General features: G+C 34.6%; 9 protein-coding genes. 5 read left to right on the plus strand and 4 right to left on the minus strand.

Annotated elements, in window-relative coordinates:
• The first annotated feature begins 21 nt into the window (after nt 1-21).
• The 5 genes from IHE43_RS23730 (at nt 22) to IHE43_RS18895 (ending at nt 7,019) form a co-directional block, all read left to right on the plus strand.
• Nucleotides 22-384 carry a hypothetical protein gene (locus IHE43_RS23730; protein WP_225585210.1) on the plus strand — a complete coding sequence of 121 codons (363 nt, stop codon included), beginning with the start codon at nt 22-24 and terminating at the stop codon, nt 382-384.
• Entirely contained in the window at nt 308-2,197 is a 1,890-nt protein-coding gene (locus IHE43_RS18880) for a M1 family metallopeptidase (protein WP_225585212.1), read from the plus strand. Before IHE43_RS23730 ends, IHE43_RS18880 begins: the two co-directional genes overlap by 77 nt.
• 150 nt (nt 2,198-2,347) lie before the next feature.
• Nucleotides 2,348-3,667, plus strand: coding sequence for a DUF3472 domain-containing protein (locus tag IHE43_RS18885; RefSeq protein WP_192185339.1), 1,320 nt, complete (start codon nt 2,348-2,350; stop codon nt 3,665-3,667).
• A gap of 28 nt (nt 3,668-3,695) precedes the next feature.
• Nucleotides 3,696-5,075 (plus strand): Gfo/Idh/MocA family protein, encoded by a 1,380-nt coding sequence (locus IHE43_RS18890; RefSeq protein ID WP_192185340.1) that lies wholly within the window; start codon nt 3,696-3,698, stop codon nt 5,073-5,075.
• A gap of 87 nt (nt 5,076-5,162) precedes the next feature.
• Entirely contained in the window at nt 5,163-7,019 is a 1,857-nt protein-coding gene (locus IHE43_RS18895) for a beta-galactosidase family protein (RefSeq protein WP_192185341.1), read from the plus strand.
• Nucleotides 7,020-7,302: 283 nt separating this feature from the next.
• Here IHE43_RS18895 and IHE43_RS18900 read toward each other — a convergent pair whose 3' ends face one another.
• From IHE43_RS18900 to guaA, 4 genes are all read right to left on the minus strand, one after another.
• Entirely contained in the window at nt 7,303-7,704 is a 402-nt protein-coding gene (locus IHE43_RS18900; RefSeq protein ID WP_192185342.1) for an OsmC family protein, read from the minus strand.
• A complete protein-coding gene (locus IHE43_RS18905) occupies nt 7,704-9,794 on the minus strand; it encodes a LysM peptidoglycan-binding domain-containing protein (protein ID WP_192185343.1) in 2,091 nt (696 codons plus the stop codon). The genes IHE43_RS18900 and IHE43_RS18905 overlap by 1 nt, the downstream gene beginning before the upstream one ends.
• 95 nt (nt 9,795-9,889) lie before the next feature.
• The gene (locus tag IHE43_RS18910) at nt 9,890-11,806 is read right to left on the minus strand and encodes a LysM peptidoglycan-binding domain-containing protein (protein WP_192185344.1); all 1,917 of its coding nucleotides are present in this window, start codon (nt 11,804-11,806) and stop codon (nt 9,890-9,892) included.
• A gap of 61 nt (nt 11,807-11,867) precedes the next feature.
• Nucleotides 11,868-13,397 (minus strand): glutamine-hydrolyzing GMP synthase, encoded by a 1,530-nt coding sequence (guaA, locus tag IHE43_RS18915; RefSeq protein ID WP_026981989.1) that lies wholly within the window; start codon nt 13,395-13,397, stop codon nt 11,868-11,870.
• Between the last annotated feature and the right edge of the window lie 80 nt (nt 13,398-13,477).

Consider the following 13,477-nt stretch of genomic DNA (forward strand, 5'->3'; position numbering starts at 1 on the left):
CAAACTTTATAAAATTATAAAATGAAAAAGCTCTTTTTAAAATATATCATTTTTAGCCTTGTTGTCATTATGGGTCAAAAAATGGAAGCACAAAATACAGATCAAAAAGCAGACGAATTAACTACTTACAGAGTTACTACATTAAAAGTTCATGATTTGATTCATACTAAATTAGACGTTTCATTTGATTATGGAAAACGTTATTTATATGGAAAAGAATGGATTACTTTAAAACCTCATTTTTACGAAACGGATCAGCTTACTTTAGATGCCAAAGGAATGGAATTCAAAGAAATTGCGATCATTGATGGCAAAAAAAACTATACCATTAAAATACACTCAGGACAGCGAACAGGTTTTTATTACTTTAAACAAAAAATATAAAAGCACTGAAAAATACGTTGTTTACATTGATTACATCGCAAAACCTAATGAGCTAAAAACAAAAGGCGGCGAATCTATTACGGATTCAAAAGGATTGTATTTTATAAACCCTGATGGAAAAGAAGATAAGCCTGTACAAATTTGGACACAAGGTGAAACGGAAGCTTCTTCAGCCTGGTTTCCTACCATTGACAAACCAAATCAAAAAACAACTTCTGAAATCGCAATGACAGTCGATTCAAAGTACACAACGCTTTCTAATGGAAAATTAACTTCTCAAAAAGTCAATAAAAACGGAACAAGAACAGATGTATGGAAAATGGACCAGCCAAATGCGCCGTATTTATTTATGATGGCCGTTGGAGATTTTAAAATATATAAAGACACTTATAACGGTAAAGAAGTTAGCTATTATTTGGAACCAAAATATACACCTTATGCCAAACAAATTTTCTGGAAAACACCAGATATGATGAACTTTTACAGCAAAATGCTGGGAGTCGAATATCCCTGGGCAAAGTATTCGCAGATTGTTGTAACTGATTATTTTGGAGGTGCAATGGAAAACACTTCGGCAACGGTTCACGGTGCTTATGTGCAAAAGACAGAAAGAGAATTACTTGATGACAATCAAGAAAGTACTATTGCCCACGAACTTTTTCATCAGTGGTTTGGAGATTATGTTACCGCTGAATCCTGGTCGAATTTAACCATGAATGAGTCTTTTGCCACTTTTGGAGAAGTACTTTGGCACGGACACGATGCCGGGCAAGATGGCGAAGACAGATCACGTTATGAAAAATTACAAAACTATTTGCGCTCTCAAAAAAATGGAGATAGCCCTGTTTTAGCTCGTTTTCATTATAAAAACAAAGATGATATGTTTGACAATATCAGCTATTCAAAAGGTTCTATCATTTTATATGCAATCAAAAATCAAATGGGTGACGAAGCGTTTTTCAAATCTTTAAACCATTATTTGACAACAAATGCCTATAAATCGGGAGAAACACACCAATTGCGTCTGGCGATGGAAGAAGTAACCGGCAAAGACTGGAGTCCGTATTTTAACCAATGGTATTATCAGGGCGGAAATCCTATTCTGAATATTGAATACGGATATATAAATGGTAAAGCAACCATCGCTGTAAAACAAGTTCAGGAAAGTACCGTTCAGACGTTTAGTCTCCCATTAAAAGTGGATTATTATGTGAATGGAACAAAAATCAGAAAAGAAATTTTAATTGATCAGAGAGAACAACATTTCAGTTTTGACATTCCATCTCAACCTACCTTTGTAGATCTTGATCCTGATAAAATTTTAGTGGGACAAGTTATAGACAACAAAAAAATAGCGGATTATTTGTATCAATACAAAAATGTTCCAACGTATTACAACCGAATTGAAGCGATAAAATATGCTATCACAGATAAAAGCCACGACGCTCAACTAATCCTTTTAGCCGGATTAAAAGATCAACAAGATGATTTGCGAGTACTTAGTATCAAGGCAATTGATTTGGAGGATAATCAAATCAAAGAGGAAGTAATTAAAACCTTGCTTGACATTGCTAAAAATGACAAAAAAACAATTTCAAGAGCGAATGCGATTATAAAATTGGCTGCTACAGGTGATGTAGCTTATAAAGCATTAATGGAGGAAAGCATCAAAAATCAATCTTACAATGTAATTGCAGGAGGCATAATTGGTTTGACAAAATTTGCTCCGGCAGAAGGAGAAAAAGCATTATCATCATTGGATGAAGACACAAAAAAACACGTTACACCATTAATTAAAAGGCTAAGCAAATAACAGGCATATAGCCGAACTTTATATTCTTTAGTAATTAGTATGTGAATTTAAATTCAAAAGTTTTAATTATTTAGAATTGTTTGTTTTTGAAGCCTCTCTAATTTGGTTCATTAGAGAGGTCCTTCAAAAAACAAACAAATTATTCAGCAAATGAAAAATTTATTTTACACATCCCTTGCTTTCTTGTTCGGATCTTTTTCCTATTCAAATGGTATCGATTCGGTTAAAAAAATACTTGTCGAAAATCCGAAAACGATAATTTCATTTCCTTTGGCGGGAAATACTTTTAGTTCAAAACATATCGACGGAAGTAATACCATTACGGATAACGGAATTGAAAACTGGACAGATTCCAGTGAATATTTCACAGCTTATTTTAGAGTTTCAAAACCTGGAACTTTTCAAATTACGGTCGAAGAATCTGTTGAAGTTTTTGGAAAATCAGAATTGGAGTTTTCAATTGGGAATGAAATCAAAAAAGTAAAATTTACCACTTCAAAAAAAGCAATAATTGTTGGAAATTGGAAAATCAACCAGGAAGGTTATGTTGCCATCAAAATAAAAGGAATCAGTAAAACCGGAGATCGTTTTCCATCTATAAATCGCCTTACTATTTCGAGTACAGATTATGATGGCAAAATATCATATGTCCCAAATAACGAAAGGAATCTTTATCACTGGGGGCGTCGCGGCCCATCGGTACATTTAAATTATCAGGTTCCCGAAAACATAAATGCCGAATGGTATTATAATGAAATGACCATTCCTGTAAACGAGGACAAAATTGGTTCTTATTTTATGGCCAATGGTTTTGGCGAAGGTTACTTTGGAATTCAGGTAAACTCAGCAACCGAAAGAAGAGTTTTATTCTCCGTTTGGAGCCCGTTTTCAACCGATGATTCAAATAGTATTCCTGATTCTCATAAAATTAAACTACTAAAAAAAGGTAAAAACGTTCACACTGGCGAATTCGGAAACGAAGGTTCTGGTGGTCAAAGTTATCTGAAATACAATTGGAAAGCCGGAACGACTTATAAATTTCTATTAAAAGGAATCCCGGAAGGAAATAATTATACCACTTATACTGCCTATCTTTATGCGCCAGAATTGAATAAATGGCTGTTAATTGCAAGTTTCAGTCGCCCTCAAACGAGTACTTATTTAAAAAGATTTCATTCCTTTTTAGAAAATTTTGTTCCCGAACAAGGCGATTTATCTCGTCGGGTTTTATTCAATAATCAATGGATTTGCGATGAAAAAGGAAATTGGTCTGAGATCAATTCGGCGCGATTTACAACAGACAATACCGGAGCAAAAGAATACCGAATGGATTTTGCCGGCGGACTTGAAAAAAATTCTTTCTATTTAAAAGACGGAGGTTTTTTCAATAATTATACAACGCCAAAAACAACATTTACAAGACCTTTAAACAATAAAAAACCAGAAATCGATTTTACCAAATTACCGTAAAAGAATGATTTCGAAAATAAAGCTACCTATGAAAACTACTCTTTTTAAATTCACAATAGTCTTTTTTCTTCTGTTCGGATGGACGATTGCATCGGCACAAATGATCAAGACAAAGACGCCTAACCGTCCAAAAGGTCAGCAAGATGTTTTGCGTTTAGCTACAGCACCAATTCCAACAGTTCGTGTCGCTTTCATCGGACTTGGAATGCGTGGTCCAGGAGCCGTAGAAAGAATGACACATATTCCGGGAGTTGAAATCGTAGCACTTTGTGATATGTTAGAAAAAAATACGCAATCGGCAAATGAAATTGTAACCAAAGCGGGACTTCCAAAAGCACAGGAATTTTTTGGAGATGAAAATGCCTGGAGAAAAGTAACGACACTTCCAAATGTTGATTTAGTATACGTTGCAACAGACTGGAAACATCATGCTATCATTGGCGTTCAGGCTATGAAAGATGGAAAACATGTGGCAATTGAAGTTCCGGGCGCATTGACGATGAAAGAAATTTGGGATCTTATTGATACTTCTGAAAAAACAAGAAAACATTGTATGCAGCTTGAAAATTGTGTGTACGATTTCTTTGAGTTAACAACTTTAAATATGGCGCAACAAGGTTTATTTGGAGAAATTCTTCATGCTGAAGGGTCTTACATTCACGGTTTACAGCCATTCTGGGGAGAATACTGGAACAACTGGAGAATGGATTATAACATCAAACACCGCGGTGATGTTTATGCGACTCATGGAATGGGGCCAGCGTGTCAGGCATTGAATATACATCGTGGTGATAAAATGAATTTCCTTGTTTCTATGGATACAAAAGCAGTTGGAAACCCTGCTTATATTAAAGAAAAATCAGGTCAGGAAATAAAAGATTTCAGAAATGGAGACCATACGATGACCATGATTCGTACCGAAAATGGGAAAACAATTCAAATTCAGCATGATGTAACTTCTCCGCGTCCCTATAGCAGAATGTATCAATTGAGCGGAACAAAAGGTTTTGCAAACAAATATCCGTTAGAAGGTTATGCTTTGGATGGAAAAGAATTAGGTGATGATGTTAAGCCGAATCACGAAAAATTAAGTGCACATTCCTTTGTTCCTGAAGAAGTAAAAAAAGCTTTAATGGCAAAATACAAACATCCTATTGTAAAAGATATCGAAGAACAAGCCAAAAAAGTTGGTGGTCATGGCGGAATGGATTTCGTAATGGATTATCGTTTGATCCACTGCCTTCAAAAAGGACTTCCGTTAGATATGGATGTTTACGATTTAGCCGAATGGTCTTGTTTAGGTCCATTAACCGAAATTTCTCTTGATAAAGGTTCCGTTCCCGTAGAAATTCCGGATTTCACACGTGGTGGCTGGAACAAATTACAAAAATTAGAGTTTTCAGAATAAATATTTATTGGTTAGTTAGGTGAAACAAGAGAGCACAATTCATATCTTGCTCTCTTGTTTATTTACCTCTCCTTAATTTTAAAAAAAATGAAAAAAGTTTATATCACTCTCCTCTTTTCTATCTTCCTTGTATCTTCGATATCCGCGCAACAAAAACAAACATTTGCCATAAGTGATGGGAATTTTTTATTGAATGGAAAACCAATACAAATCCATTCAGGCGAAATGCATTATTCACGAATTCCACAGCCTTATTGGCGTCATCGTTTACAAATGATGAAAGCGATGGGATTAAATGCAGTGGCAACTTATGTATTTTGGAATTATCATGAAGTAAGCCCGGGAGTTTGGGATTTTAAAACGGGAAATAAAAACTTAGCAGAATATATTAAAACCGCTCAGGAAGAAGGATTATTCGTGATTCTTCGTCCAGGTCCATACGTTTGTGCGGAATGGGAGTTTGGCGGTTATCCCTGGTTTTTGCAAAACGTTCCAAATATGGTTATTCGTGGAAATAACGCGGCATATTTAACGGCTACAAAAGCTTATTTTACAGAGTTGTACAATCAGGTTGCAGCTTTACAAATTACCAAAGGCGGGCCTATTATTATGGTTCAGGGTGAAAACGAATTTGGTTCTTATGTCGCGCAACGTAAAGATGTTTCGCTTGAAGAGCACAAAAAATACAGTGCGGCTGTTTTTCAACAATTAAAAGATGTTGGTTTTGAAGTTCCGTTTTTCACTTCTGACGGAAGCTGGCTTTTTGAAGGCGGTGCCTTGCCGGGAGCTTTACCAACAGCCAACGGCGAAGATGATGTTGTAAAATTAAAAGCAGTAGTAAATCAATTTAATAACAACCAAGGTCCTTATATGGTAGCCGAATTTTATCCGGGATGGTTAGATCATTGGGCAGAACCATTCCCAATACAAAAACCCGAACAAACCGTTCGTCAAACTAAAAAATACCTGGACAATCAGGTTTCCTTCAACTATTATATGGTTCATGGTGGTACTAATTTTGGCTTTACTTCAGGGGCAAATTATGACAAAGAACACGATATTCAACCTGACATGACCTCTTATGATTATGATGCACCAATTAGCGAGGCCGGCTGGGCAACTCCAAAATATAATGCTTTAAGAGAATTATTAAAAACACCTGAAACTCCTGCTGTTCCGGCAAAAATACCTGTGATCACGATTCCCAATATCGCGTTAACCAAGTCCGTTGATTTAGCAGATTTAAAAGCTAAAATTAATCCGGTAATTGAAGATAATCCGCAAACATTCGAGCAACTAAATCAAGGTGATGGTTATGTTTGGTACAGCAAAAAATTTACACAACCCATCAGCGGAAAATTAGAACTGAACGGATTACGTGATTATGCGATCGTATATGTAAACGGAAAAAAGGTGGCCGAATTAAACCGATATTACAAGAAGTACGATTGTGAAATTGAAGTTCCTTTTAATGCAACTTTAGACATTGTTGTGGAAAACATGGGACGCATCAATTACGGTTCTCAAATTAATGCCAATAATAAAGGAATTATAAGTCCCGTAATTATCAACGGACAAACTATTACCGGAAATTGGGAAATGTATCAATTACCAATGAATAAAGAACCGGATTTGACGTCTTATAAAAATTCAGGAAAAACAAACCGACCAACTTTATATCAGGGAACTTTTAGCCTAAATAAAACAGGAGATACATTTCTGGATATGCGGGATTGGGGCAAAGGAATTGTTTTCATCAACGGAATCAATATTGGAAGATACTGGAGCGTTGGGCCACAACAAACACTTTATGTGCCCGGATGCTGGCTTAAAAAAGGCAAAAACAATATTATAGTTTTTGAGCAAAAAAACGAAAAAATTCAAAAGGAAATAAAAACTATTGCGACACCAATTCTCGAAGATTTAAAACCTGAAAAAGGTTAAAACAATAGCTCCAAAGGAGCGGAATGTTTATAGTCAATAAAATATTCCAATGTATTAAAGCTCTAGCAGAGCGAGATATTTTTATTTTAATAGTATACAAAATTAATTATCATAAGCTGCTTCAGGATGGCTTTACGCCAATAATATTTCGCCTCTATGAGGCTTTATATCTTCACAAATAATTAATCTATAAACATTACGTCCCTTTGGGACTTTAGTATACAAAATAAAATAGGCTGTCTCAAAAAAATGAGACAGCCTATTTATCATTCTATTAAAAAAATTAACTCCAGTTAAAAGTAATTTTCTTTTCAATTTCAGAGCTTAAACTTAGAAATACCGGGCAAGTCATTGCTGCGCGTTCCAAAATTGTTCTGTTTTTTTCATCTTCAACACCTTGCATATCAAAAACGATTTCAATTGCTCCAATTCGTCTTGGTTCAGCATTCATTATTTTAGTCACTTCAGCAGTCGAATTAATGAAATCTACATTCAAATCGCGCGCTTTGATTCCCATAATAGTCATCATGCAACTAGCCAAAGCATTGGCTACAGTATCTGTTGGGGAAAACGCTTCGCCTTTTCCGTTATTATCTAGTGGTGCATCTGAAATGATTTCGCTTCCTGATTGCACATGAATTGATTTTGTTCTTAAATCACCTAAATAGGTTACTTTTGATGTCATTAGTTTGCTACTTTTAAAGTTAAATCTGAGTCGTAATGTAAAATGTACACCCCTTTGTTGGCGTGCCCTCCATCTTCTTTTTTATAATATTGAAATTTATTGTCAACTTGTTCTGTTGTCATTAAATCTGCCGTTTCCTGATAGGTTTTTCCTTGTACCAAACGCATCATTGTATCAAAAGTAACATCAAAACCACGAGTTGCATACGTATTTGGATTCACTTTATTTTTTAGACGATACTCTTTTTCAAAAATTAAAACATTCGCCTCATCACTTTCACGTGTTACTGACGGATACATTAATTTCAGTTTAATTAGATTTTCAAAACTAATTTCATCTGTATCAAGTGTACTATTTGGTTCTAAAATTACCAATTGTACCTGACATGATTTTTGCGCATCAAGCAAAGCTTTTATTGTTGTTTTAACCATTGCCGTATTTCCGGTTTCCATTACCACGTAATTGATTCTGTTTGGCAATAGCAGGCTTTTTAGATTAGCTACATCTAAGCCTCCGGTTTCTGTTAAAGCAGCAAATACAACCCCTTTTTGATTTTGTTTGATGTAACTAATTACAGATTCTTTTTTCTTATCTACAACAGCAACAATATTTCCGTTTTTAGCACGCATATAATCAAAAATAGCGTTTCTAACAACATCATTTGTTGGTATAGACTGATATAAATTATCAATTGGATTCGCACTATCTTTTGACAATGGTGAAATTACCGGCACATTATACAAGCTTAATGAATTAGCCGTTGTTTCCGCATTAGTTTGATAAAATGGTCCAATCACAGCATTGGCATCCTGCAATTTATTCTGAGCAATTAAACCCGAAACATTCGATGCTGTTTTAGTTTCTCCTGAATCATAAATAGATACATCAATTGGCAATTTTAAGGTTTTAGCCGAATCGATTGCCATCATCGCTCCTGAATAAAAATCCAGAGTCATGTTCAAAAATTTATCATTTTTAATTCTATTAGCCGCACTTGTCGTATCATTTTGCATTTTAGCTAAGTTAAATGGCAATAATAAAACCATTTTTTTACGTTCTGTCTGTCCTCTCTTTTTGGTCAGTTCAATCACTTCCGGATCTGCTGAAACGGTTTCTGATTTTACCTTTTCTAAAATTTTAATACCTCCTCCACCTGTATTTTCAACTGGTTTTTCAATTGATTTCTCTACTGCCTTTTCAACTGGCTGTGCTTGTGCAATGATTGGAGTCGGTGCCAAATATCCTGATGGAACTTTTAAAACCATTCCTTCTTTTACTCCTTCAGAAAGTGCAGGATTCAATTCCGTTAATTCTTCCTGAGTAATATGAAACGTTCTTCCTAAACTATAAAAAGTCTCTTTCGGTTTAACCTGATACTCCATATAAGTAGTTACTTTTTTTGGAGTTTCCGCAGGTTTGGCAGCATGAGTCACTGGTGCTGAATTTTCTGTTTTAGGAGCTGTTCCTTTTATAGTCAATCGAGATCCAACCAGCAAACTAGAAATTATTTCTGGATTCCGTTTTTCTAATTCTTCAACTGTGATTCCGTATTGTTTAGCAATTCCAAATTTAGTTTCCTTTGCAGCAACATCATGATAGACATATTTTTCAGGACCTTTTTCTTTAGTTTTTTTTGCAGAAGCTGAACTAACTTTTGGAGCACTTCCTTTTGCCGGAATTACTAATTTTTGACCAATCTGAACTCCTGTTTTTTCAAGTCCGGGATTTGCTGCTTTTAAAGCTTCATCAGAAACACCGTATTTTTTTTCGATACTGTAGAAAGTCTCTTTTGGCTGAACTTCGTGTATTATTTCTTTTGAATTTGCAGCTGTTTTAGCGTTAGTTGCTTCTGTTTTACTTGCAGCAACTTTACTAACATTCGTCGGAATTAATAAAACCGTATTTGGTTTCACTCCACTTCTTGCATCTGGATTTAATGCATAAATATCATAAGGCGTAATCTTAAATTTTACGGAAATCTGGTTAATAGTTTCTCCACTGGAAACGGTATATTTTATCACTTTTTCCTGAGAAAACGCAGAACAAGTAATAAAAAACACAAGGGATAATAAGGCGAAATAATATTTCATAATATGGCTTAAACAATTTAATTTTTAATTTAAAAACAAGATACTAATTTTGTTCCAAGCAAGATTCAGGCCACTTGTTAATTTTTTTCCAATTATTATCTAAGGTCAATTTCTGTCTTAGCAATAATAATATCTTTATATAACTCATCTTCCTCTTTTTTCTTGCATTTATATAGAACTTCTTCCATATTTTGGTATCTGTCTGAATAAACATAATACGAAAGACTGTTTATATTAAAGAAAAAACTAGCGTTAAAATCCCCGGAATCAATAAGTTTCATAATAAACTTATCTCTCGGTATCGCATCGGTAAATATACCTAAAACTAAGTAATAGCCATTTGAAACTTCTTTAAGATTATCAAAAACTTCTACTTTTATTGTTTTATCATTTTTAAGCGGATTTTCCTTCAATTCTCTTTTCATTTCTTCTAAAGAAATTGCTTTTGAAGCTTCATCGGAATTGGTTTTATTTTGATTTTTTAAAGCATCGTCCTGATATTTTTTCAATTTTATCAAAGCGAGTTTGTCATCAAATTGTCGGGCTTCCATACTATAAAATGAAGCTTTACTAATATGTCTTTTTACTTCGATTTTTTTCTGAGTATCTAACGAATCAATCTTGGCAATCAAAAGTTGATTTTGTGCATCACCTTGCTCCTGCTCTATTTTGTAATGTTTAAGTTCTTCTAAAAAAAGACGTTTCTGCAATGAAGTTGATGGTTTATTCTTTTCACTTTCGCGGACTTTCTTCTTGTATTCCTGATTTTCTTCAACAGCAATTTTCTCTACTTTGTTCATTAAACCGGCATAAGCTTTTCTGTTTTCAGCTAATTCCTTTTTTAATTGAGAAGATAACTCATTTGTTTTTCCGATGCTTTCATACGATTGTTTTTCCAGTCGTTTTGATTCATCAACATTCAAAACATCCATCCTTTTCAAATCAACCAAATCATTATTCATAGTATTAACTAATGAATCTAATTTGGCCATTAAAATATCCTGCACATTTTTGTTCGCTTCTAAAACCAATCGCAATTTTTCAACCGAATTATCTTTCGATCCATTCATATCATTCAGATTGACTTTCAAATCATTGATTTTTATGATTTTCTGATTCATTTCTTTCTGAACAACCAATCTGTCTTTTAAATCATCAATTTCAACTGTTTTGGCTTTTGTTTTTTCAACCACAACTTGTTTTTCAGCAAGAGCCAACATCAATTCTTCGCTTTCGTTTGTTGGTTTAATCTCTTTTGTGTTGATGGCCAATTTATTACCAACTATCAATCCATTTACAATTTCAGGGTTTTGAGATTCTAACTGATCAATTGAAATTCCATATTTTTTAGCAATTGAAAATTTAGTTTCTTTAGCTTCAACCACATGAAAAATGGTTTCCTGATTAATAACGCGAACTCTTCCGTCTAATGTTTTTCTTTTGTTCGGAATGGCAATCACCTGACCAATTTGTAATCCGTTTTGAAGTAATTCTTTATTGAGAGTTTCAAGATCCTGAACCGAAACATTATATTGTCTGGCAATACTGAACAACGATTCTTTAGCAACTACCTGATGTGTCAATTTTAAAGATGTCGTAATTTCTGTTTTTGGAAGATCTACAAGATTTTGAGGAATTACTAATTCCTGACCTATTTGAAGCCCGTTGGCAAGAATTTCAAGATTTGCATTCTGAATGGCATCAACGGTAACTTTGTATTGTTTTGAAATGCCGTAAAGTGTTTCTTTTGCAGCAACGATGTGGGTAATTTGTTGCTTCTGATTTTGCTTCTCCGTGGAGTGAACTGGGATTTTAAGAACTTGATTGTCTTGGATTCCGCTTTGTGATTCAGGGTTGAGTTTGTAAATTTCATCAACAGAAACCTTATATTTTTGGGCAATAAAATAAGCGGTCTCCCCTTTTTGAATTTTGTGTTCAATAATTGAATCTTGTGCAGTTATTTTGTTAAAAGACAAAATAAAGACAAGAGAAATCGTTAAAAGTTCTCTCATAAATAGTAGGTTTAAAAAATTAAGGCGTTACAAATGTAACGCCTTAATTTGAAAAATAGTACTATTCCCACTCAATTGTTGCAGGTGGTTTTGAACTTATATCATAAACAACGCGATTCACGCCTTTTACCTTATTTATAATGTCATTCGACACTTTCATCAAGAAGTCATAAGGTAAATGAACCCAGTCAGCAGTCATACCATCTGTCGATTCTACAGCTCTAAGCGCCACTACTTTTTCATAAGTACGCTCATCGCCCATCACACCAACAGAATTTACCGGAAGCAAAATTGCTCCAGCCTGCCAAACTTTATCATATAATCCCCAGGATTTTAATCCGTCAATAAAAACAGCATCCACATCTTGTAAAATCTGAACTTTCTCCGGAGTAATATCTCCTAAAATTCTTATTGATAATCCCGGCCCCGGGAAAGGGTGTCTTCCTAATAACTCAGGATCTATTCCTAAAGTAGCACCAACTCTGCGAACTTCGTCTTTAAACAACATTCTAAGTGGTTCAACAATTTTTAATTTCATGTAATCCGGCAATCCACCCACATTGTGGTGCGATTTAATAGTTGCCGACGGTCCTTTTACAGAAACCGATTCGATAACGTCAGGATAAATAGTTCCCTGAGCCAGCCATTTTACATCTTCAATCAAATGTGATTCATCATCAAAAACTTCGATAAATACACGACCAATTGTTTTACGTTTTGTTTCAGGATCACTGATTCCAGCCAATTCACCAAGAAAACGATCTCCTGCATCTACTCCTTTTACGTTCAATCCCATTCCTTTGTATTGATCTAATACATTTTGGAATTCGTTTTTACGAAGTAAACCGTTATTTACGAAAATACAGTATAAGTTTTTACCAATTGCCTGATGTAATAAAACTGCTGCTACAGTTGAATCAACTCCTCCGGATAATCCTAAAACTACTTTATCGTTACCTAATTTTTCTTTTAATTCTCCCACCATTTCTTCTACGAAAGCGTTTGGTGTAAAGTTTTGAGGAACTTCAGCAATATCTACTAAAAAGTTTTTCAGCATTTTTGATCCATCCGTAGAATGGAAAACTTCCGGATGATATTGAATAGCATAAGTCGTTTCGCCTTCAATTTTATACGCAGCATATTCTACGTCATGCGTGCTTGCTAATTTCACTGCATTTGTTGGCAAAGCTTTGATACTATCACTGTGGCTCATCCAAACCTGACTGTTTTCTGAAACGTCGTTAAAGAAAACTTCGTTCTCCTTAATATAAGATAAATTAGCTCTACCATATTCTCTGGTGTTCGAAGCTGCTACTTCTCCTCCGCTAAAGTGGGCTAAGTATTGTGCTCCGTAACAAACTGCTAACATTGGAAGCTTGCCTCGAATTTGAGATAAATCAGGATGTGGAGCGTCTTCTGCACGAACAGAAAATGGGCTTCCTCCTAAAATTACTGCTTTATAAGGTGATAAATCACTAGGAAAGTGATTGTAAGGGAAAATTTCGCAGAATATATTTAATTCGCGAACTCTACGCGCAATAAGTTGAGTATATTGCGATCCGAAATCTAAAATAAGTACGTTGTGTTGCATGCGCAAAAATACTTTTTATATTCGAATTTGAAAAATTGGAGATGTGAAAAAAAATATTTTTTTTTCACATCTCCAATTTT

This window comes from Flavobacterium sp. MDT1-60, from assembly GCF_014844035.1.
Taxonomy (GTDB): domain Bacteria; phylum Bacteroidota; class Bacteroidia; order Flavobacteriales; family Flavobacteriaceae; genus Flavobacterium.

Bases quoted from the DNA above. Each gene is read 5' to 3' on its own strand.
- IHE43_RS23730 (WP_225585210.1), top strand. From the start codon at position 22: ATGAAAAAGCTCTTTTTAAAATATATCATTTTTAGCCTTGTTGTCATT.
- IHE43_RS18880 (WP_225585212.1), top strand. From the start codon at position 308: ATGGCAAAAAAAACTATACCATTAAAATACACTCAGGACAGCGAACAG.
- IHE43_RS18885 (WP_192185339.1), top strand. From the start codon at position 2,348: ATGAAAAATTTATTTTACACATCCCTTGCTTTCTTGTTCGGATCTTTT.
- IHE43_RS18890 (WP_192185340.1), top strand. From the start codon at position 3,696: ATGAAAACTACTCTTTTTAAATTCACAATAGTCTTTTTTCTTCTGTTC.
- IHE43_RS18895 (WP_192185341.1), top strand. From the start codon at position 5,163: ATGAAAAAAGTTTATATCACTCTCCTCTTTTCTATCTTCCTTGTATCT.
- IHE43_RS18900 (WP_192185342.1), bottom strand. From the start codon at position 7,704: ATGACATCAAAAGTAACCTATTTAGGTGATTTAAGAACAAAATCAATT.
- IHE43_RS18905 (WP_192185343.1), bottom strand. From the start codon at position 9,794: ATGAAATATTATTTCGCCTTATTATCCCTTGTGTTTTTTATTACTTGT.
- IHE43_RS18910 (WP_192185344.1), bottom strand. From the start codon at position 11,806: ATGAGAGAACTTTTAACGATTTCTCTTGTCTTTATTTTGTCTTTTAAC.
- guaA (WP_026981989.1), bottom strand. From the start codon at position 13,397: ATGCAACACAACGTACTTATTTTAGATTTCGGATCGCAATATACTCAA.